20 protein-coding genes are annotated in these 21,805 nt (G+C 45.6%); 9 read left to right on the forward strand and 11 right to left on the reverse strand.

The genetic code is table 11. The features are described 5' to 3' along the window. From gmd to NC99_RS03035, 3 genes are all read left to right on the forward strand, one after another. Positions 1-1,164 (forward strand): GDP-mannose 4,6-dehydratase, encoded by a 1,164-nt coding sequence (gmd, locus tag NC99_RS03025; protein ID WP_053179723.1) that lies wholly within the window; start codon positions 1-3, stop codon positions 1,162-1,164. Between the two features lie 75 nt (positions 1,165-1,239). Continuing rightward, a complete protein-coding gene (locus NC99_RS03030) occupies positions 1,240-2,400 on the forward strand; it encodes an adenylyltransferase/cytidyltransferase family protein (RefSeq protein WP_204374882.1) in 1,161 nt (386 codons plus the stop codon). 225 nt (positions 2,401-2,625) lie between these two features. Continuing rightward, positions 2,626-3,756: a GDP-L-fucose synthase family protein gene (locus tag NC99_RS03035; RefSeq protein WP_053179726.1), complete on the forward strand. Its 1,131-nt coding sequence runs from the start codon at positions 2,626-2,628 to the stop codon at positions 3,754-3,756. Positions 3,757-3,860: 104 nt separating this feature from the next. On the opposite strand, the gene NC99_RS03040 is transcribed toward NC99_RS03035, so the two are convergent. Both NC99_RS03040 and NC99_RS03045 read right to left on the reverse strand, forming a co-directional pair. Further along, the gene (locus tag NC99_RS03040; RefSeq protein WP_082326272.1) at positions 3,861-4,937 is read right to left on the reverse strand and encodes a 2-oxoacid:ferredoxin oxidoreductase subunit beta; all 1,077 of its coding nucleotides are present in this window, start codon (positions 4,935-4,937) and stop codon (positions 3,861-3,863) included. A 3-nt stretch (positions 4,938-4,940) separates the two neighbouring features. Beyond that, positions 4,941-6,782 (reverse strand): 2-oxoacid:acceptor oxidoreductase subunit alpha, encoded by a 1,842-nt coding sequence (locus NC99_RS03045; protein ID WP_053179728.1) that lies wholly within the window; start codon positions 6,780-6,782, stop codon positions 4,941-4,943. 214 nt (positions 6,783-6,996) lie between these two features. Here NC99_RS03045 and NC99_RS03050 point away from each other — a divergent pair, with 214 nt between their 5' ends. The 4 genes from NC99_RS03050 (at position 6,997) to NC99_RS03065 (ending at position 11,422) form a co-directional block, all read left to right on the forward strand. Further along, a complete protein-coding gene (locus NC99_RS03050; RefSeq protein WP_053179729.1) occupies positions 6,997-7,512 on the forward strand; it encodes a gamma carbonic anhydrase family protein in 516 nt (171 codons plus the stop codon). Between the two features lie 81 nt (positions 7,513-7,593). Further along, positions 7,594-8,493: a nucleotidyltransferase family protein gene (locus NC99_RS03055; protein WP_053179731.1), complete on the forward strand. Its 900-nt coding sequence runs from the start codon at positions 7,594-7,596 to the stop codon at positions 8,491-8,493. Positions 8,494-8,673: 180 nt separating this feature from the next. Further along, positions 8,674-10,212 (forward strand): AbgT family transporter, encoded by a 1,539-nt coding sequence (locus tag NC99_RS03060; RefSeq protein WP_053179733.1) that lies wholly within the window; start codon positions 8,674-8,676, stop codon positions 10,210-10,212. Positions 10,213-10,339: 127 nt separating this feature from the next. Further along, entirely contained in the window at positions 10,340-11,422 is a 1,083-nt protein-coding gene (locus NC99_RS03065; protein WP_204374883.1) for an AI-2E family transporter, read from the forward strand. Between the two features lie 8 nt (positions 11,423-11,430). On the opposite strand, the gene murI is transcribed toward NC99_RS03065, so the two are convergent. The 8 genes from murI to NC99_RS03105 form a co-directional block, all read right to left on the reverse strand. After that, positions 11,431-12,264: a glutamate racemase gene (gene murI, locus NC99_RS03070; RefSeq protein WP_053179735.1), complete on the reverse strand. Its 834-nt coding sequence runs from the start codon at positions 12,262-12,264 to the stop codon at positions 11,431-11,433. Positions 12,265-12,344: 80 nt separating this feature from the next. After that, positions 12,345-12,854 carry an OmpH family outer membrane protein gene (locus NC99_RS03075; protein WP_053179737.1) on the reverse strand — a complete coding sequence of 170 codons (510 nt, stop codon included), beginning with the start codon at positions 12,852-12,854 and terminating at the stop codon, positions 12,345-12,347. 43 nt (positions 12,855-12,897) lie between these two features. Next, positions 12,898-13,413 (reverse strand): OmpH family outer membrane protein, encoded by a 516-nt coding sequence (locus NC99_RS03080; protein ID WP_053179783.1) that lies wholly within the window; start codon positions 13,411-13,413, stop codon positions 12,898-12,900. Positions 13,414-13,477: 64 nt separating this feature from the next. Continuing rightward, positions 13,478-16,159, reverse strand: coding sequence for an outer membrane protein assembly factor BamA (gene bamA, locus NC99_RS03085; RefSeq protein ID WP_053179739.1), 2,682 nt, complete (start codon positions 16,157-16,159; stop codon positions 13,478-13,480). A 13-nt stretch (positions 16,160-16,172) separates the two neighbouring features. Further along, entirely contained in the window at positions 16,173-16,916 is a 744-nt protein-coding gene (locus NC99_RS03090; RefSeq protein ID WP_053179741.1) for an isoprenyl transferase, read from the reverse strand. A gap of 5 nt (positions 16,917-16,921) precedes the next feature. Beyond that, the gene (locus NC99_RS03095; protein WP_053179743.1) at positions 16,922-17,716 is read right to left on the reverse strand and encodes a DUF6089 family protein; all 795 of its coding nucleotides are present in this window, start codon (positions 17,714-17,716) and stop codon (positions 16,922-16,924) included. Between the two features lie 186 nt (positions 17,717-17,902). Then, positions 17,903-18,784: an NAD kinase gene (locus tag NC99_RS03100; RefSeq protein WP_053179745.1), complete on the reverse strand. Its 882-nt coding sequence runs from the start codon at positions 18,782-18,784 to the stop codon at positions 17,903-17,905. A gap of 14 nt (positions 18,785-18,798) precedes the next feature. Continuing rightward, positions 18,799-19,464: a CBS domain-containing protein gene (locus NC99_RS03105; RefSeq protein WP_053179747.1), complete on the reverse strand. Its 666-nt coding sequence runs from the start codon at positions 19,462-19,464 to the stop codon at positions 18,799-18,801. Positions 19,465-19,518: 54 nt separating this feature from the next. On the opposite strand from NC99_RS03105, the gene NC99_RS03110 reads away from it, so the two are divergent. Beyond that, positions 19,519-20,235 (forward strand): pyridoxine 5'-phosphate synthase, encoded by a 717-nt coding sequence (locus NC99_RS03110; RefSeq protein ID WP_053179749.1) that lies wholly within the window; start codon positions 19,519-19,521, stop codon positions 20,233-20,235. Positions 20,236-20,438: 203 nt separating this feature from the next. Beyond that, positions 20,439-21,248 carry an alpha/beta fold hydrolase gene (locus NC99_RS03115; protein ID WP_053179752.1) on the forward strand — a complete coding sequence of 270 codons (810 nt, stop codon included), beginning with the start codon at positions 20,439-20,441 and terminating at the stop codon, positions 21,246-21,248. Between the two features lie 42 nt (positions 21,249-21,290). Here the strand turns inward: NC99_RS03115 and NC99_RS03120 are convergent, their stop codons facing one another. After that, positions 21,291-21,785, reverse strand: coding sequence for a GNAT family N-acetyltransferase (locus NC99_RS03120; protein ID WP_053179754.1), 495 nt, complete (start codon positions 21,783-21,785; stop codon positions 21,291-21,293). Positions 21,786-21,805: the final 20 nt, after the last annotated feature.

Consider the following 21,805-nt stretch of genomic DNA (forward strand, 5'->3'; position numbering starts at 1 on the left):
ATGACACAAAAAGTAGCATTAATTACCGGAATCACAGGACAAGACGGGGCTTACCTGGCCGAATACCTACTCAAAAAAGGTTATCTCGTGCATGGCATCAAACGACGTTCGTCGCTGTTTAATACCGACCGGATTGACCATCTGTACCAAGACCCGCACGTTGAAAACCGCAACCTTGTGTTGCACTACGGCGATATGACCGACAGTATGAACCTGACCCGGATTGTCCAGGAAGTTCAGCCTGACGAAATTTACAACCTGGCAGCCATGAGCCATGTGGCCGTGAGTTTTGAAACGCCTGAGTACACCGCCAACGCCGATGGTATTGGCACCCTTCGCTTGCTGGAAGCTGTTCGCCTGTTGGGGCTCACCCAAAAAACACGCATCTACCAGGCTTCAACCAGCGAGCTTTACGGGCTGGTGCAGGAAGTGCCGCAGAAGGAAACCACGCCCTTCTACCCACGCTCGCCCTATGCGGTGGCCAAGATGTACGCCTACTGGATCACCGTGAATTACCGCGAAGCCTACCAGATGCATGCCAGCAACGGAATTCTGTTCAATCATGAATCACCCATTCGCGGAGAAACTTTTGTCACCCGGAAGATTACACGTGCCATCAGCCGGATTGCCCTGGGCATGCAGGACAAGCTGTTTTTGGGTAACCTTTCGGCCAAACGCGACTGGGGCCACGCCAAAGACTACATCAAGGCCATGTACCTGATTCTGCAACAAGAAAAAGCCGATGACTACGTGATTGCCACTGGAATTACCACCACGATCCGCGACTTCATCAAATTGGCGGTTAACGAAATTGGGCTGGAAATTACATTCCAAGGCGAAGGAACCGAAGAAAAAGGATATTTTACCGCAATTGACGACGCCTTATTTTCGGAGAAAGTGGGCGAACAATATCTCGAAGGCATCAAAGCGCGAATCGCACCAGGCAATCAACATGTTGTAGCGGTCGATCCGGCCTATTTCCGTCCAACCGAGGTAGATTTGTTGATTGGCGACCCCACCAAATCAAAAACCGTTTTGGGCTGGGAACCGCGCTACGATTTGGCCGGGCTGATCAAAGACATGATGCAATCGGACATCAAGCTGATGCAAAAAGATGCATTGCTTCAGGAAGGCGGTTATCGAACGTTGAATTACTTTGAATAAATTGAATGAACCACAAAATCATCAGAAAAAATGTATGCCATCCGCATCATCTGTAAAAAATAATTTCTTGTTGACATGATGAAGAACAAACGCGTTTTTGTGTCCGGCTGCTACGATCTGCTTCATTCGGGACATGTGGCCTTTTTTAAAGAAGCTTCGCAGTTTGGCGACCTGTACGTGGGCATTGGCTCCGACCAGACTATTGAAGAGCTGAAGGGACGCCATACGATCAATAGCGAACAGGAACGCCTATATATGGTAAAATCTGTGCGCCATGTCACCGATGCCTTCATCAATTCAGGCAGTGGCATCATGGACTTTGCCCGGGAGCTGACCGAAATCAATCCTGATTATTTCGTAGTGAATGAAGACGGCTATTCGCCAGCCAAGAAAAAAATGTGCGATGAGCTGGGCATTGAACTCAAAGTATTGGAGCGGATTCCGGATGCCGGCCTCCCTGCCCGTTCAACAACAGCGATCCGATCGTCCGACAACTGCACCCTACCCTATCGCATCGATTTGGCGGGCACCTGGATTGATCAACCCTACGTTTCGAAATACCATCCGGGATGGGCCATTACGCTTTCGCTCGAACCCGTCATTGAATACAACGAACGTTGTGGCATGAGCACCTCGACACGAAATGCGGCTAAAAAAATATGGCCTTACACGCTTCCAATTGAAAAGCCGGAGCGTTTGGCCGAAATCCTGTTTAAGTTCGAGAATGATCCGGGTTCAGAAATCATCTCTGGAGCACAGGATGCGATCGGCATTTGTATGCCCGGACTGGTGCGACACTATTACGACAACGCCTACTGGCCCAAACAATTTGAGTCGGTAAACGACGAAGACATTTTGAGCTGGCTGGAAGATCATTTGTACATGGTACTCTTGTGGCCTCGCCCCTACGGACTTGATTTACTGAAAGAAACATCAATCAACACCGAAAACGTAGAAAGTCTGGCTAACGCGTCAGACCGGGCCTGGAAAGCCATTCAACAGAAAAGCTTAAATGAATTTGCTGCTGCCTTCCTTGATTCGTTTCATGCACAAACAAGGATGTTTCCGGCGATGGTCAATAACGAAGTAAACCAGGTTATTGACAGTTACCGGTCGCAGGCATTGGCCTGGAAACTGGCGGGTGCAGGTGGTGGTGGCTATCTGATATTACTGGCTGAAAAACCAGTTAAAGGAGCCATGAAAATTAAAGTGCGACGGAAGGAAACCGGGATTTAGCTGCACAAACGAGTTACGAATTTTCAGTTCACTGGGCGGAAAGTCGTAAATTCCAAATTCCAAAAGTCCAACCATTAGCGTAAGGAACTGGCTTCGAGAACCGAAAACCAACAACCGAAAACCGAAGACAAAGCGTTCACAAATCCATTTCATCTTTGTAATTTGCAGTTGATTAAAATCGAAAGTACAGTATAGCAATCAATTATTCATAAAATCTGGAAGAAAATGAAAAAGAATAGCAAAATATACATTGCCGGACACAAAGGGCTGGTCGGTTCAGCGCTCTGGAAAACACTTCAGAACAAAGGTTACACGAACTTAATAGGCCGGACACTGGAAGAACTGGACTTGATGGACCAGGCTGCTGTGGCCAATTTCTTTGAAACTGAAAAACCAGAATATGTAATTTTGGCTGCCGCCAAAGTTGGCGGAATTATCGCCAACAACACTTACCGCGGGCAGTTCATCTACGAAAATCTGCAAATTCAGAACAATGTTATTCACCAGTCGTATGTGCATGGGGTGAAAAAACTGCTGTTCCTCGGCTCCACCTGCATTTATCCGAAGAATGCTCCACAGCCCATGTCGGAAGACTGCCTGCTGACCGGTGAGCTGGAATATACCAACGAGCCCTACGCCATTGCAAAAATTGCCGGACTAAAACTCTGCGAAGCTTATAATTTGCAGTATGGCACCAACTTCATTTCGGTAATGCCGACCAACTTGTATGGGCCCAACGACAATTTCAACCTGGAAACTTCTCACGTACTGCCTGCCATGGTTCGAAAGATTCATCTGGCGAAATGTCTTGAAGATTCGAACTGGGATGCTATTCGCGACGACCTCAACAAACGCCCGGTGGAGGGCATCGACGGATCGGCCGATCAGGAAGAAATCCTCTTCTTATTGAAAAAATACGGCATCCACTTGCATCATTCCGGTGCAGACGAAGGCACGCGACTTTTCAGCATCCCGTCCACGCAAGTTCTCCCGGTTTCCCTTTATCTGTGGGGAAGTGGCAAGCCAATGCGCGAATTTTTATGGTCGGAGGATATGGCCGAAGCTTGCGTGTTCCTGCTCGAGAACCGGAATTTTGAGGATGTAAGAACCGACGGCGATGAAGTGCGCAACACCCACATCAACATCGGTACCGGAATTGAGATTGCCATCCACCAACTGGCTGAGACCATTCAAAAAACCATTGGCTTTACGGGAGCTATTGAATTTGACCGGACCAAGCCCGATGGCACCATGCGAAAATTGACTGACCCCTCCAAACTGCACCAGTTGGGATGGAAACATAAAATTGAACTCGAAGAGGGTATTCGACTAATGTATCAACATTATTTGGCTTAGCAACATAGCATAATAAAAAACGAAAGGAGGCTGAAGCTTCCTTTCGTTTTTTATTTCCGGTTTGATCCGAACGATCTTATTTTAAGAATCTGCCTATCGCCAAATTACACCTTGACAATCGGACATTTTTTCTGAAAGAATGGCACAGGCTCGCTGCTGTTAGGCTCATTCACTTCCCAAGTGTTTCCAGAGCGCAACAACTCATCCATGTTGTTCACCTTCCGGTTTGCCGACACCGTTTCAATCTGCTTCTTCAGTTCCTGGTCATACACAGGAGCCTCCACCGACCGAATTACGCCCATCGCAATTGGGAAATCAGGCAAGGTCATGCGGATGAGCTGCATATGAATTGAAAGGTCTGTTTCGGTGGCATCATGCACCAGGATGTCAGCTTCGGTCACTCCATTTTCTCCAATGGTAACTACTTTCAACCGGCCGTTTTCCAGCACCAGGCCTTTTTCATTTTCCTGGCCAAAAATCATCGGCTGGCCGTGTTCGAGGAACAACTGGCGCTCGGCACGATGTTTCGGATCTGCAATTTGCTCATGAATCCCATCATTAAAAATGACACAATTCTGAAGCACCTCCACCATAGAAGTTCCTTTATGTCTTGCTGCTTCGGCAAACACCTGCTGGTTGTGTTTCACATTCGAATCGACTGCGCGGGCAAAAAAGGTTCCGCCCGATCCCAGAACTAATTGTCCGGGAATAAACGAATCCTCAATGGTTCCAAAAGGCGAAGTCTTCGTCACAAATCCACGATCAGTTGTCGGTGAATACTGTCCTTTCGTTAATCCATAAATTTTATTATTGAATAGAATCACATTCAAATCAATATTCCTTCGAACCAAGTGAATGAAGTGATTTCCTCCGATGGCCATCGAATCGCCATCGCCGGTAATCACCCATACATTCAGGTCGGGATTGGCACTTTTCACTCCCGAAGCGATGGCCGTGGCACGTCCGTGAATGGAGTGAAAGCCAAAGGTGCTCATGTAATATGGAAATCGCGACGAACATCCAATACCGGAGATGACGGCAAATTTTTCATGAGGCACATTCATGTCGGCCATGGTTTTCTGAACTGCGTTCATAATGGCGTAGTCGCCACATCCAGGGCACCAACGGACTTCGTTCTCGCTTTTAAAGTCTTTTATCGTGTAAGCTAAATCTGTCATCATATCTTATTCCTCCAGTAATTTTTCAACGTTTTCTTTCAGCTCGGTCACCGTGAACGGCAATCCTTTCAATTTATTTACCTGGCGGTATTCAAAGCCGGGAACCTGATCCCGAAGGTAGGCTGCAAACTGTCCGAGGTTCAATTCACACACAACAATCGTTTTGAATTTGCTGAATACTTCGCGAGTATTGGCCGGAAGTGGCTTGATGAAGTTAAAGTGCGCGAGGCTCACATTCTTGCCGTCTTTCCGCATTTCGCGAACGGCACTCACCGTATGTCCGTAGGTTCCACCCCAGCTAACGACGAGTACATCGCCGCCATCTTCGTCGCCAAACACTTCCAGTTCGGGCAGCATGTCAACGACTTTTTGAACTTTGGCTTCCCGAATCTCACAGTTCCGCTGGTGGTTTTCCGGATCATGATTCACGGTTCCTTCTTCGTTCTTCTCCAAACCTCCAATCCGGTGCTGAAAGCCATCCATTCCGGGGAACGCCCAGTCGCGAGCCAGAATATCCTCGTCGCGTTTGTAGGCTTTAAACTTGCTGCTGTCCTTGGCTATGCGCGGCGTAATCGCGGGCAATTCAGCCATGCTTGGAATTCGCCAAGGCTCACTTCCATTTCCAAGGAAACCATCGGTCAATAAAATAACCGGAACCATGCGCTCCAAGGCTATTTTGCACGACAGGTAAGCGTAATAAAAGCAATCGGATGGTGTGCTGGCTGCCAAAACAACCACCGGACTTTCGCCATTACGGCCATACAAGGCTTGTAGCAAATCGGACTGTTCGGTTTTGGTTGGCAAGCCGGTTGATGGGCCACCGCGCTGAACATTGACCACCACCAGGGGCAACTCAGCCATCACCGCTAGCCCAATGGCTTCCGACTTTAGGGCCAGTCCTGGTCCCGAAGTACTGGTTACGGCTAAATCACCGGCAAAAGCGGCACCTAAGGCCGTACATATTCCAGCAATTTCATCTTCAGCCTGAAAGGTTTTGACACCTAAATCGCGGCGGGCAGCCAAGGTGGTCAGTACGTCGGTGGCCGGGGTTATCGGATACGAGCCCAAAAACAAGTTGAGCCCGGCCTTTTCAGCCGCCGCTAAAAACCCCCAGGCTGTGGCCTGATTTCCGTTGATATTGCGGTAAGTGCCTTTTTCAATGGCTGCCGCATCCACCAAATATCGAGGAGTCATGTGCTGCATGTTCATCCCGTAATTGTAGCCGCTGTGCAATACTTTCAGATTCGATTCAACAACGACCGGCTTTTTTGCAAATTTGGTGGTAATAAAGTTTTCAATATAATCCATCGGACGATCAAACATCCAACAGATCAAACCCAAAGCAAACATGTTCTTGCTTCGCAAAACCGACTTATTGTCCATTCCAAAGTCCTTCAGGCATTCGCGTGTTAGGCTGGTAATGGGAACCGGAATTTTTGTGAAGTCTTCCAATTTCAGTTCACCAAACGGATCGTTGGTGGTGAATTTGGCTTTATCCAGGTTTTTTTGATTAAAAGAGTCTACATCGTAAATAATGGTTCCGCCGGGACGAATAAACCGCGCATTGGCCTTGACCGCAGCGGGATTCATGGCAATTAAAACATGGGCATCGTCTCCCGGAGTATTGATTTCCTTGTGCCCAAACTGCACCTGAAAGCCCGATACGCCGCCAACCGTGCCTTGCGGTGCTCTGATTTCCGATGGATAGTCCGGAAAAGTTGAAATATCATTCCCAAACAATGCTGTCGCATCCGAGAACAAAGTTCCCGTGAGCTGCATCCCATCACCCGAGTCACCGGAGAACCGGATGGTCACTTCTTCTAACTCAATAACTTTCGTGTCTTTCATTTGACAATTATTTTAAATAGCTGGATTTCTCCTTTTAAATACTAAAAAAAACGACCGCTAAATTAATAAATTATCAGTTTGGAATCATTTTGAATTAGGGTCATCCTCTCAGTAGCTGAGCAAAAATAATTAATAAATGATAAGGCAAACAGGATGTATTTATTTATTTACAGCTTTTCATATCTTTGCTCTCAATTTAAAATGATTATAGATAATGGCCTTGATTAAAACGCTAAGAGGGAAAACACCTAAGATTGGAAAAGAATGTTTTTTAGCTGAAAATGCAACCATCATCGGAGATGTTGAGATTGGCGATAACAGCAGTGTATGGTACGGTGCCGTAATCCGGGGCGATGTACATTCGATCCGTATCGGTCGTAATTCCAATGTTCAGGACTGTGCTGTGATTCATGCCACTTATCAAAAATCGCCTACGAATATCGGTGACAACGTGATTATTGCGCACGGAGCCATAGTACATGGCTGCACAATCAAAAACCATGTAATGATTGGCATGAATGCCGTAGTGCTGGACGATGCCGTGGTGGAAAGCAACACCATTATTGCAGCCGGATCGGTCGTGACCAAAGGAACAATTGTTGAATCGGGCAGCGTATATGCCGGAATTCCTGCCAAGAAGGTGAAAGCCATTGGTTCTGACTTACTCGAAGGTGAAATTCATCGTATTGCCAATGCCTACAGCATGTACGCCGGCTGGTATAAAGAATAGTCATGAGACATTGGTTATTGGTCATTAGTCATTGGTAACTTATACAACGATAATTCAAAACCAAAATATCAAAACTTCTATATGAAACCAACACTTTTAATTTTAGCCGCAGGAATGGGTAGTCGTTATGGCGGGCTGAAACAAATTGAGCCCATCGGCCCAAACGGCGAAACCATCTTGGAATATTCGATTTTTGATGCCATTCGGGCTGGCTTTGGCAAAGTTGTTTTTGTGATCCGCAAAAGTTTTGCCGACGAATTCAAAAGCCGCTTTGCTGATAAGCTGGACGGAAAGATCGCCGTTGAATACGTTTACCAAGAGCTGGAAAAACTTCCTGAGGGCTATTCGCTGCCGGAAGGCCGTGAAAAACCTTGGGGAACCGGACACGCCATTATGATGGCAAAAGACGTGATTCACGAACCTTTTGCATCGATTAATGCAGACGATTTCTATGGACGTGAGTCGTTTCAGGTTGCTGCCGAGTTCCTGACCAGTGAAGCGGCCGCCAACAAATACAGTATGGTGGGCTACCAACTTAAGAATACCTTATCGGAATTTGGTGGCGTGTCGCGAGGCATTTGCGAAATTGATGAAGGAAACAACTTGTTAAAAATCACGGAGCGCCACGGAATAGCCAGAACCGGATCGGAAATAACTTTCAAGGATGAATCAGGAGCAACCCTGGTGGTTGATGAAAATGCACCAGCATCGATGAATTTTTGGGGCTTCCATCCTTCCTTGTTTGAGCATCTTGAAACTCAGTTCAAAGCCTTTCTGGATGAAAAAATGGATCAACCCAAGTCTGAATTCTACATTCCAAGCGTCGTATTCGATCTCATTGAATCCGGTCAAATACAAACCAAAGTACTACAAGCCGATTCACCTTGGTTTGGCGTAACTTATCCGGAAGACAAAGCCTTTGTGGTGGAACAGGTGAAAGGCCTGACTGATGCCGGCGCTTATCCGGAAAAATTGTGGTAACCTCCAAATGCGACAGATGAAAAAGTGAAGTCACCGATTCATCTGTCGTACTTTTTCCCAAAAAAAATATCAATAAAAAGCTGGCGCCCTTATAACCATAAAGCCAGAAAACAAACATCAATCGCTTGACTGACCTGGATCATTCAAGCTCATTTACGAATTGCTCAAGCACAAACGCACATGAACCAAACAAACCACCCATCAGGATTTTTTCAGAAAATGCTGAACTGGACAGAGCGGGCGGGAAACGCCCTGCCCCACCCAGCCACACTTTTTGCCCTGTTCGCCCTGACGGCATTAATTCTATCTGCCGTTGGCCATTTCCTGCAATGGGAAGTGATTCACCCGGGCACACAGGAAATGATCCGGCCGGTTAACCTGCTTTCAATCGAAGGAATTCACCGGATTATGCTCGAAATGGTTGATAATTTCACGGGCTTTGCACCACTGGGGATTGTTTTGGTGGCCATGCTGGGCATTGGCATTGCCGAACAAAGTGGCCTGGTCAATGCTGTCATTCGGATGCTGGTGCTCAATTCACCCAAACACTTACTGACATTCGTGCTGGTTTTTTCAGGGATTCTGTCCAACATGGCAGCCGACGTGGGCTACGTGCTGCTAATTCCGATGGCTGGGGTCATCTTTTCAGCCGTAGGCCGACACCCGATAGCGGGAATGGCAGCTGCATTTGCCGGTGTTTCGGGCGGATTTAGTGCCAACCTGGCCCTGGGCGCCATTGATCCGCTGCTGGCAGGTCTGTCGCAGGAAGCCGCTCACATTCTAGACCCTACCTACATGGTGAATGCCACAGCCAACTACTATTTTATGGTGGCCTCAACTTTTGTTATTGCGGCAGCTGGCACCTTTGTTACAGAAAAAATTGTGGAACCACGACTCGGGCCCTACAAAAATGGCCAGGTTCTTGACGATCAAACCTTCGATTCACTTTCAAAAAACGAAAAGAATGGCCTGCTTGGTGCTCTCATTGTGTTCCTGCTAATTACCGCCGTTTCCCTGATCGGGCTTATTCCTGCCGATGGATTTTTCAGGGGAGCCGATGGCAGCATGCTCAGTTCGCCATTGATCGAAGGCGTGGTCACCATGCTGTTTGTCACAGCCGGAGCCATGGGATTGGTTTACGGATTCGCCACCCGGGTGTTCAAGAACGATGCCGACGTAATGAACGGCATGGCCCAAAGCATGAAAACGCTGTCGACCTATCTGGTTCTCGTATTCTTTGCGGCTCAGTTTGTCGCCTACTTTAAATGGAGCAACCTGGGCATGATTCTGGCAGTAAAAGGCGCCAATTTGCTCATGTCGGCTGATATTGGACTAATTCCACTCATGATCCTGTTTATTCTTTTGTCGGCTTCCATCAACATGCTCATGGGAAGCGCCTCGGCCAAATGGGCAATTCTGGCTCCGATCTTCATTCCCATGTTCATGATTATGGGTTACTCGCCGGAACTTTCGCAGGTGGTTTACCGCATTGGCGACAGTGTCACCAACATCATTTCACCCATGATGAGCTTCTTTGCCCTGATCATTGCTTTTGTACAGAAGTATGACCCCAAAGCTGGCATTGGAACCATTATCGCTACCATGCTGCCCTACTCCATTATCTTCCTTTTGTTTTGGATTTTGCTGCTGGTTGCCTGGTTGTTGTTAGGCATTCCGCTTGGGCCGGATGCGGGCATCCATTATGAATTGCCACAATAAATATCGAACCGGAAAAAACAGCTATGAGCAATTATTCAGGTTTAAAGTTTTGTTTGATCCTCAGGCAAAACTTTCATCCTGAAATGCTTGTTAAAAGATAACATTCAGAAAATCTTATTCTCAAAAAATGAACCTGAGAGAAACACGAACGACAAATATCCTTTTGCTGACCCTGACCATACCGGTTGTTTTTTATCTACTGAAAACGCTGTCATTTATTTTTATACCACTCATTGCCTCGATGTTTATCGCATTGCTGTTTTTACCGCTCATGCGATGGCTCAGCAAGCGTCGGGTTCCGAAAGCAGTCAGTATTCTGATTATCATTTTGATTATCGTTGGAGGATTGAAGGCGGGTGGTGAGTTAATCAAACTTTCGAGCAACGAAATCATGGCCACCGACAATGAGTTTTTTGCCAAGGCAGAAACAAAATTGACGGATCTGATCGTTTCGATCGAGCAGTTTTTTGGCATACAACGTGTTCAAGGAGAAAACATCTTGCTGCACTATTTCGAAAGCGACAACAACCTCGGCAATTTCAGCACAACCTTCGACTTTATCAGCGACACCATCTCCATGACCTTAATGACTTTGTTTTTCACGGTGTTGCTCCTCTCTGGATCCATCAATTTTCAGAAGTTGCTGAACGATACGATTTTCAAGCAACAATATTCGTCGGTAAAAATATTCATGAAAATTGAAAAGGACATCATCAAGTTTGTACTGGTAAAATTTGTGATTAGTCTGTTTACCGGCATTGGTATTGGCTTAGCCTGTTTGTTTTTCGATGTGAGTTTCCCGATTTTCTGGGGCTTATTTGCCTTTGTCATCAACTTTGTTCAGATGATCGGTTCGGTGATTTCTGTGGTTTTTCTGGCGCTATTTGCGTTTATTGAGCTTGATCCAGCCAGCACGCTCTTCTTTTTTGTCCTCACCATCACGGCGGTTCAGGTTCTGATGGGCGGTGTGCTGGAACCAATATTCATGGGTAAAACCTTTTCGATTAATGTGATTACCATCCTGATCATGCTCATGTTCTGGGGCTATTTGTGGGGTGTTCCCGGTCTGATTATGTCGATTCCGATTACGGTCTTCCTGCGTATTATTTTGGAGCAATTCCCAAAAACACGCCTGCTGGCCAATTTAATTGCCGGCCCCGATCAGGACATTCAACGCTTTCTGAAGAAAAAAACACCAACGAGCAAATAGCCTGTTGCTTACAATTCGATCTTGTCAGCCTGAATAGCTTGCCCCAGAAACTGTTCGGCCCGTGATTCAAAAAAACGGGCATCTTCGGTGGTTAAGAATGTTCTTCCTGATTTTTTGGTGCAAACAGCATCCATTTCCGGATGACGCGCCAAATAATCCTGAAGTTTGCGGGCTACAATTTTGCCCTGATCAATCAGCTGAACACGTTCGTGGGGAACATACTTCCGAATGCTGTCCATCAGCAAAGGATAGTGCGTACAACCTAAAATCAGGCTGTCGATTAATGGGTCCTTCTGAAAAAGCGATTGCAGGTTGGACTGGATAAAAAATTCAGCTCCGGCTGTACCCATCACGTTGTTTTCAACAATAGGCACCCACATGGGGCAGGCTTGCTGGGTTGTTTGCCGAACTCGCCCCCCCGACCACTTTTCCAGCTCGATCGGGTACGACTCGGAAGCCACCGTACCGGAGGTAGCCACCACGCCAACATGCCCGTTTTTGGTGATCTCGGCCACTTCTTCAACAGCCGGACGAATGACGCCCAGCACCCGCTTGTGAGGAGCAATCCGGGGCAAATCGCGCTGCTGAATGGTTCGCAGCGCCTTGGCCGAAGCCGTATTGCACGCCAAGATCACCAGGTTGCACCCTTCGTCAAAAAGCCGTTTGACGGCCTCCAAGGTATATTCGTAAACCACATCAAACGAACGGGTTCCATAAGGAGTTCGGGCATTATCACCCAAATACACAAAATCATACTCCGGCATAAGCGCAAGAAACTCTTTCAGAACGGTCAGGCCGCCGTAGCCCGAATCAAAAACACCGATGGGATGATTAACTGCCATGAGATTGATTTGAAAACAAAAGTAAAAAAAAAAGCCATCGGTCGACTGACCAATGGCTTTTCACAAATTTCTTAAAAGTCTTACTGAATGCCCAGTTTTGCTTTCACCAGGGGAAGCAGATCGATGCTGGCGTTTGATTTATACAACACCGCATTGGAGTCGAACACGTAAATCACACCTTGCTCTTTGGCCACTGCTTCAATTGTTTCATTCGCCTTGGCAAAAATCGGCTGCATCAACTCGCCTTGTTTTTGTTGCAAGCGTTGCTGTGCTGAAGAATTGAAATTCTGAATACGTTGCTGAAGACCTTGTAAATCTTCTACTTTCGATTGGTATACGATTTCAGTCAACGAATCCTGGTTGTCTGACAAATCGGCTAATTTTGTTTGATATTCTTTCTGCAATGCTCCCATTTGGTCTTCCAACCCTTTGGCTTCTTTCTCAATGGAGGCCTGTGCCGCTTTTGCTTCAGGCATCGCTTCAATCAGGGCCTGTGAATCGATATGGGCGAATTTTAATGTTTGAGCATTTACCATTCCTGCTGCGAGGAACATGACAGCCACTAAACAAATTTTGAAAATACTTTTCATGATCTTTTTCGGATTTTAAAATTTTGTTGACAAATATAGTTTATTAATTTTTATAACCAAGCTTTTGCAAAACCTGATCGCTAAGATCAAATTTTGGGTTGGTGTAAAGCATGGTCAGGCTCCCGGCCTTGTCAAAAATCACGGCATAACTACCTTCGGTAGCGAGTTCCTGAACGGCATTAAACACATCATCCTGAATAGGTTTAATTAGTCCCTGACGTTTTTTAAACAGATCGCCTTCGCGGCCAAAATATTTACGCTGTAATTCTTTGTAGTTTTTTTCTTTGCTGATAATGACATCTTCGCGTTTCCGCTTCATGTCTTCGGACAACAAGACCGCTTCAGCCTGAAAATCCTGATACATCTGTTCAATTTCAGCATGCATGGTTTCCAGTTCCTTTTGGTATTGTTTTGAAATCTGATCCAATTGTTCCTGCGCGGCTGCATAAGCCGGAATATTTTCTAAAACATATTCGGTGTCAATGAAGGCATATTTCTGTGCCATCGCAACGGTTCCAAATGCAAGCAGAAACACAAATAATAATACTTTCTTCTTCATGGCAAATCGATTTAAATTCATACTGTTTCTCGTTAAAACAAATACCGAGCCAATCTCGCAACTATCAGAACTGCTGACCGATAACAAAGTGAAACTGGCTTCCACCAACCGAAGGATCTCCGTTTACACTGTCGAAACCATAACCCCAGTCAATGCCCATCAAGCCGAACATTGGAAGGAAGATGCGAACGCCGGCACCAGCTGAACGTTTCAAATCGAATGGGTTGTAGTTTTCAAAATCCATCCAGGCATTACCCGCTTCCAGGAAGCCAAGCACATAGATGGTAGCCGACGGCTTCAAAGTAATCGGATAGCGCATTTCCATGGTCAGCTTGTTGTACATGTTCGATCCGGTTGTCGGACTCAAACTGTAGTCTTTGTAACCACGCAGCGAAATAATATCGGCTCCGTAGAAGTTGTAACCCGACATACCCGAACCACCGACACGGAACCGCTCAAAAGGCGATCGTCTGTTTTTATCGAAGTATCCTAAAAATCCATATTCAAATTTGGTATGAAGAACCAGGTTTCTGTTTGGTGAAACCGGCGTAAACCAAGCACCTTTCAAATTCCATTTGTGGTACTCAATCCACTTGTACCGCTCTTCGCTGGTCAAATCAGGATTACTGTAATCCACATCATTGAAGAGAGAGAAAGGAGGCGTCAACTGCACAGCCAGCGAAAACTCCGATCCATTTCTTGAATACAGCGGGTTGTCAACCGAGTTTCGTCCGAAGGCAGTTTTAAAGCTCAGGTTATTGAAACCGCCACCGCCAGATCCGTCATCATCGCTCAGGAAGTAATAATATCCCGACATGTTTTGAAGCTTGTAATGCTCCAGTGACAACTCATGATAGACCGTGAAAAAGTCATCGGGCCACGACAGGCGGTAACCATATCCCAGAGCAAATGAAGTGGTTACCTGAATCTGATCGTCGTCAGAGGTTTCCGCATCATCATACTGGTACATACTTCCCGGGTCGTAAGCTCCGTAACCATAAGCACCCCCATAACCATACGGCGAATAACCGTAGGGTGAATATCCACCGTAGCCACCGCCATACCCGCCGTAGCCGTAGGGTGAGTAGCCACCATAACCCGAGCCATACGGGCTATATGCACTGCTGTAATAGTTATTGGCCGAATAGTTCACGCGCGAATGAGAAAAAGACACCGAAAATGAGTTTGGCTTTTTACCTCCCAACCAAGGCTCAATAAACGACACACTATATGACTGGTAAAATTTACCGCTGGTTTGCGCACGAAGACTCAGGGTTTGTCCATCACCAGTTGGTAGCGGACGCCAGGCTTCTTTGTTCATGATGTTACGCACCGAAAAGTTAGAAAACCTCAAACCGACGGTTCCAACAAACATGTTGGCTCCCCAACCTCCGGAAAGCTCAATTTGGTCGTTTGCTTTTTCCTGCAATTCGTATTTAATATCCACTGTTCCATTCTCCGGATGCGGAATCACATTCGGATTGATGGCTTCCGGGTCAAAGTGCCCCAACTGAGACAATTCACGAACGGAACGAATAATTTTTGATTTGCTGAACAAGTCACCGGGAATCGTACGAATTTCGCGACGAGCCACATGCTCGTGTGTTTTCGTGTTTCCTTCAATAATAACTTTATTAATGGTGGCCTGGTCGCCTTCGTAAATGCGCATCTCCAGGTCGATGGAATCGTTCTCCACGCGTGCTTCAACCGGGTCGAGGTTGAAAAACAGGTACCCGTTATCCAAATACAGGTTTCCCACTGCGTCATCATCTTCAGTCAATCGCTTATTCAGCAGCTTCTGGTCAAACACATCGCCTTTTTTTATTCCCAGGTAAGCATTAAGATATTCAGGCGGATAGATGGTGTTTCCCACCCAGTTAACGTCGCCAAAATAATACTTGCTTCCTTCTTCCACCCAAATGTCGAGCCGAATCAAATCGTCTTCGATTTTCGTAATGCTGTCTTTTACCAGAATGGCATCGCGATAACCTTTTTCGTTATATTTTTTGATGACATTTTGCTTATCTTCCTCAAACTTCTCCTCGTTAAACTTTTTCGTTTTGAAGAAGTTTTTCAATTTCTTGGCGTTGGTTTTTTTCATTGCTTTTTCAAGCATCGAAGTTTTCACTTCTTCTACGCCATGAAAAACGATTTCGTCGATTTTCACCTTCTCTTTCTTATCCACGTTGATATCCAAAATCACACTGTTCACGTCGGCGGTATCGTCGCGTTGAACAATGTTCACTTCGGTATTCAGAAATCCTTTTTCAAGAAAAATATTTTTGATGATCCGTTCCGCATTGTTCAGCTGGTTGTCAGTCACCTGGCTCCCTTTCAACAACAACACCTTTTCGGTAATATCGTCCTGTTCTCCTTTCGACACGCCATAGAAATTCACATCAGAAAGTTTTGGCCGTTCCTGCAAATAAATATCCAGCCAAATGTTGCTGCCTTCAATTTTGCTGGCTTCAATTCTCACGTCGGAAAACATTTGGTGCCCCCACAATTTTTTGATGGCCGTTGTAATCTGATCGCCCGGAACCGTGATTTCATCGCCCACCGCCAAACCGGAAATTTGAATCAAAACATTGGAATCGAGGTAGCGGATACCGGACACGTTGATCCCTGCAATGGTGTAATTTTGTGGACTGGAATATCGAATTGTAAAGTTCGTGTTATCATTTACCTGGGCATGAACACTGAGACTAAACAGGAATAGAATAAAGAAAAATTTCAGTTTTTGCATTTTCGGGAATTAATTAGCTGACTAGTTGTTGACTGGTTTTACCAAACCTTCTCTCTCGGTTTTGAAAATCGCAAATGGCTTCAAAAAGGTCTTCTTTACGAAAATCGGGCCAAAGTTTTGGAGTGAAATAGAACTCGGTATAGGCAATTTGCCAGAGTAAAAAGTTACTCACCCGGTTCTCACCACTTGTTCGGATAAGCAATTCGGGGTCTGGTATTCCAACTGTAGCAAGGTATTTTTCAAGTAGGTTTTTATCAATTTCTTCAAGTTGCAAGGAGCCGTCTTTAATTTCGGTGGCAATCTTCCGAATGGCTTCAGTAATTTCCCATTTCGAACTGTAGCTCAGGGCCAGCACCAGATTTAAGCCTGTACAATCCTTCAGTTCATCCATCGACCAAGTCAGTTTTGCCTGTACTTCGGGAGGTAAACTGTCAAAATCGCCAATCATGCTTAATCGTACATTTTGCTCTTTTAACTTTTCGGTTTCCTCATTAATGGCCTGCACCAGCAAACCCATTAATGCGTTCACTTCCACATCGGGTCGTGACCAGTTTTCGGTTGAAAAAGCATATAATGTCAGGTACTCAAGACCGACTTCGGCGGCCCCTTCAACGGTAGAACGCACCGATTCGACACCATGCTCGTGCCCAAAAATTCGCTCGTTGCCTTGCTTGGCAGCCCATCGTCCGTTGCCATCCATTATAATGGCAATGTGCTTGGGCAGCTTATTTTTTTGTATTTTATCTTTAATGGTCATTTACTCTAGTTAATATTTTCATACACCGGACACTCCTGATCGCCTCTGTAAAACCGGTAGGTTATATGAACTCCCAAATGAAAGGTAAAGTCATTATTATGGAGAAAGCTGTTGTATCCTTTCCACGCTCCCGGAGGATTACCTTCCGGGTTGATGTTGAGTGAATAGAACTTGCGTGGATCATCCAAATCGTCCATTTTATCATTGAAATACTTTCTAAAAATGGCTTCCACACCAACTCCCATACGTTCTCCAATATTAAATTTCACTCCAAATCCAAGCGGAATATTCAACCCAATAACCGACTCTTCGGTCTCAATGATCAGTTCTTCACGAATCTCGTCGGGAACAGCATTTAACTGATCGAGGCTGAGATAATAAAGCATCGGGCTCATTCGCGCCGGATCGTAGGTGTACTTATACAAACTGGTTCCAATTCCTCCCAACATGTAAGTGGTCCAGGGGTGCCGCTTACTGCCAATTAGATACCTGAAAAAATTAAACTCGCCCATCACCGAAATGTCAGTCACAAACTTGTCAAAATCCCAGGGATCGGCTTCGTATTCTCCCTCTGCGCCAATGGGCCCCAACAACAACATGGTGCGTAAAGCCACGCGCGAGTTGTAATTGTAGCGAAAGAACATGCCAGCATTTGGATTCAAAGAACTTAAACGATCCACGTGAGTCATATCGCCGGTATAACTACCGATGCCGCCCCAGATGCCAATATCTGCCGTATTTTGGGCAGAAACTGAGCTAAAAGTCAGGATGCAAAAAACGATTACAGTAAATCTTTTCATCGACTATCTTTTTCATTGAAAGGTTGATAATAAAAAGACAGCATGGTAAAACATTCTGGCATACAACTACATCGTTAAAACATAACTCCTTTCAAGAGCTACAAAAGTAATATAATTCTCAAAACATCTTACCGACTGCCCATTATAAAACCCAAAGAGAGGTTAAAAATTGTTAAGCTAAATTGATTAATTTCGCTTGTCGGCACCCCACATCAACTTATTGCGGAGCGTGCTGAAAAAACTGTGTCCGGGAAGTTTCAACGTTCTGACATGAAAATCGGCTTTTCGTATGTGTAGTTCACCCGGAAAATCGATGGCTTGAGAACGTGAGTCTAGCGAAGTCAGGAATTGGTGACCCCGGCCTTCAACCTGCAGGCGAAGTGAAATATTGTCGGGGACAACAATTGGCCGGACGGTCAGGTTATGGGGAGCAATTGGCGTAATGATCAGGCTCTGCGAATCGGGGGTTAAAATGGGACCGCCCACGCTTAAGGAGTATGCGGTTGAACCTGTCGGAGTGGATATGATCAATCCGTCGGCCCAGTAGGTATTCAGATATTCTTCATTCAGGTAGGTATGGACACTGATCATCGACGAGGTATCCAGCTTGGTGATGGCAATTTCATTTAGCGCATAGTTAAAATCGCCAAACAACTGCTTACTTTCATCCAGTTGCAAGACCGAACGTTCTTCAATTTCAAACCGCCCCTCCAAAATATCATCAATAGCCTTATCCAGGTCTTCGCGTGCAATATCCGACAAAAATCCGAGTCGCCCCAAGTTGAGTCCAATGGCCGGAATGGTCCGGTTCTTCAAAGTCAGCACCGACTGCAGAAAAGTACCGTCGCCACCAATGCTAAAAAGAAAACGAACTTCGTCGGGCAAATCATTGCCCGCATTAAAAAGTCCTTTGACTTCGGGCTGAACACGACAATTAGCCTTAACAAATTCATAAAAAGGCCTGTACATGTAATACTGAATCTTTCGTTCTTTCAACAAATCAAACAATCGGGATAAATCGGAGGAGAAGGCGGAATCAATATTGATTCCAAATATTGCAATAATCATAGGGTTTTCCTGGGCTAAATATTCATATACTTGATCAGTTGATTATAGCGGTCGTCATAAAGGTTGTTCAAAATGGATTCGTCCATAAAAACGGCACGGATTGAGTAATCGTAACGCACAAAAGTCTGAATAATTGGCGATAAATCAACCTGATTTATTTTCAGCGTAATCAACAGTTCCTTCGAATCGTCTTCCTTGTAAGTGTACAAGCTCAAAATTTTCGCATCATTCCCTTCAACAATCTGGGCAATCTGCGGCAGCGAATAATCAATTGGAGTCACCTCCAGTACGATAATCCCGCCGGGTTCGTGAACGGCAACCAGATCAGCAAACTTTTTCGACAAATCCATCACCGAAACAACACCCATATAGCTGTGTTTCAAATCGAGAACGGGAACCAAACTCAGTTTCAATTCCGACATCACCGAAGCGATTTCGTATATATGCTGATTGGAATGCACGTGCGGAGGCGCCATGTGTTCGCGGCATTCATCCATTTTTTTATCAATCAGGTTCAAGTCATAAATCGCTTTATCCGAAATCAGTCCGATGTACTCGCGACCGTCCACAACTGGAAGATGTGAGATCCGAAAAATCTCCATCCAGTTCAGCGCCTTCTGTCCGTCATCGGTCAGTCTGAGCGAAGGAATAACGTCCGATATGAGCTGTTTTGCGATCAATTTTTTAATTGTTTCAATTGTATGTTGTAACTTGCAAGCCTCTATTTTATCATTATGACAAGACTAAGTGTAAATATAAACAAAATCGCAACACTAAGAAATTCCAGGGGTGGTAAAATCCCGAACGTTCTTGATGCTGCCATTAACTGTCAAAAATTTGGTGCTGAGGGAATTACCGTCCATCCCCGGCCCGATGAACGGCACATTACCCGGAAAGATGTTTACGATATTAAACCCCACATTACCACCGAATTTAACATTGAAGGCTATCCAAGTGACGATTTTATCAAACTGGTGACGGATATTCAAGCCGATCAGGCCACCTTGGTACCCGATGAGCCGGGACAGCTCACCTCCGACCATGGGTGGAACACCGTAAAACACCATGATTTTCTGGTTGATGTGATTGGACGGCTGAAGGCTGCCGGGATTCGGACCTCAATATTTGTCGATCCCGACTTGCATGCTGTTGAAGGGGCCGCCAAAGTTGGAGCCGACCGTATTGAATTGTACACCGAACCCTATGCCACCATGTATCCACTGGATCCGGACAAAGCCATTGCCCCTTTTATTGACTCCGCCAAACTAGCCCGGCAATTAAACCTGGGGATCAATGCTGGTCACGATCTGAGCTTGAAAAATCTCAAATTCCTGATCGACAAAATTCCCTACATCGATGAAGTTTCCATCGGCCATGCGCTTATTGCCGATGCCCTTTACCTGGGATTGAAGAATACCATTCACGAGTACCTGGAGTGTATCCAGCCATAAACAAGCTGGCATTCACAAAAAAAAGTTGGATTATCCGCGTGTATCTCTGTTTGTTCTGTCCTGGTTCTCATTTATTGCCACCCCCTAGTCATCCAATTATCAACGATCGCTCCAAAACAAAGGAATGACCACCAAATGACAATTGAATGACCTTGTAACGACAGAAGGTAAACTTTCGGATTTTATTTAAAGAATCAGTCTTTATGAAACTATACTACCGCGAAGAAGGCAAAGAAAACGAGCAAACCATTGTGATTGTGCATGGGCTTTACGGTTCGTCAGACAATTGGCTGACGGTTGGCAAAAAGCTCGGAAAAATGCACCACGTGTATATGGTCGACCAGCGGAACCACGGCCGTTCGCCCAATGCGGACGAGCACAATTACGAAGATATGACAGAAGATTTGGCTGGGTTCTTTGAAGAACACCAAATCGAAAAAGCAATCGTTATCGGACACAGCATGGGCGGAAAAACAGCCATGTACTTCGCTGCACAATACCCGGAGAAAATTGACAAGCTGATCGTTGCGGATATCGCCCCGAAAAATTATTTCGAACTTCAGGAAAAAGGACAATATTACCTGCACCAGCACATTCTCGAATCGCTGAAAGAAGTGCGGAAACACCAATTTGAAACGCGTGAGGAAATTGCCGACTTTTTAAGCCTTAAACTCGACAACAAAGGCTTGGTGATGTTTTTGTTGAAAAACGTTTATCGAAACAAGCAAACCAAAAAATTCGACTGCCGCATCAATGTCGATGTACTGTACGACCACCTGGATGAAGTTATCAGTGGGGTAAACTATCGCTGGATGGAAGATCGGATGCCGATTTTAAACTATCCGGTGCTGTTTATCAAAGGTGAAAAATCACCTTATATTTCCGAAGAAGACGAGAAAAAGATTAAAGAGATTTACCCCGAAGCGCAAATCACCACCATTCCCGATGCGGGACACTGGCTTCATGCCGAGCAGCCCAAATTGTTTATGGAAGCGCTCGAAAGATTTATTTGACTCTGCAGTTGGACTAACGCCGTAAAGCTTTGTTCCGACACCTCAAAGCGTCTTCCCTAAAACCAACATTTGCGAGCCGTCAGGAAGGTAATTGTCGATTCGGCCATGCTCCGTAAAACCTTGTTTCCGATAAAACCGGATGGCTTTCTCAAAATCCGGATGTTGGTAGGTTTCCACAAAAAACTTTCGAAAGCCACGCTGCCGGGCTTTTTCCTCAACTTCCGCCAAGAGCGCTTTGCCATAGCCTTTGCCCTGCTCTGCCGGCGAAACGGCAAACCAGGCCAGCCAAACATTTTCGGGTGGTCCCCAGGCATACTGATGAAGCCCCACAATTCCTTTCACCTGATCATCCTTCCACCATAAATAGTAATCGTGCCCATCATTTAACCCGTGCCCTGCACATTCAAAATGAAAATGCATGGTTTCGGCAGCCCACTTTCCTTCATCCTCGTTCATGGCCTGGCTAATCAATTCTACGGCCTTCTCAATATTTTGGGCCTGCATATGGGTAATTTCAATTGTTCTGTGTTCCTTCATTTTCACGACGAATTTGATTT

It is taken from the genome of Sunxiuqinia dokdonensis (assembly GCF_001270965.1).
Classification (GTDB): Bacteria; Bacteroidota; Bacteroidia; order Bacteroidales; family Prolixibacteraceae; genus Sunxiuqinia; species Sunxiuqinia dokdonensis.